The organism is Neobacillus drentensis, assembly GCF_036966985.1.
Classification (GTDB): Bacteria; Bacillota; Bacilli; order Bacillales; family Cytobacillaceae; genus Neobacillus; species Neobacillus drentensis_E.
Window position 1 is genome coordinate 1 of the sequence record NZ_JBALSN010000113.1, and the last position, 490, is coordinate 490.

Annotated in this window: 1 protein-coding gene; it reads right to left on the minus strand. The window is 34.9% G+C overall.

Translation table 11 applies throughout. The features are described 5' to 3' along the window. A partial coding sequence (locus V7659_RS07915; protein WP_335539264.1) for a VOC family protein occupies positions 1 to 386 on the minus strand: 386 nt, incomplete at its 3' end. Positions 387 to 490: the final 104 nt, after the last annotated feature.

Sequence of the window (490 nt, forward strand, 5' to 3'; positions counted from 1 at the left end):
TTTAGTTGCCACGAAACTCCGAAGCGATCATTGACCCAACCAAACTTTTTGCTGAAACCATAATTATTTAATGGCATAAGTGCTTGTCCACCTTCCATAAGTTTCTCATAAAGATTGACAAGTTCTTCTTCATTACTACAAGTAACAAAGCTTGAGAAAGAAGGTGTAAAGGAGAATTGATGTTTTACAAAACTGTCAATACACATGAATTCTTGCCCTTTTAAGGTAAAAGTAGCCTGCATTACGGTGCCTTCTGGTCCAGCTTCATTAGCCCCATACCTAATAATGTTTGTAATTCGAGAATCCTCAAAGATGGAAATATAAAAATTCATCGCTTCTTCTGCGTTGCTATTTTGAAACATTAAAAACGGTGTTATTTTTTCCACTTATATCCTCCTCATTTATGTACTAAATTGATTATAAATGATTTTCTTGTGGAACTAAACGTCTCCCTTTGAAAAGAGTAACCAGCAAGTAAAATAAGCGGAGA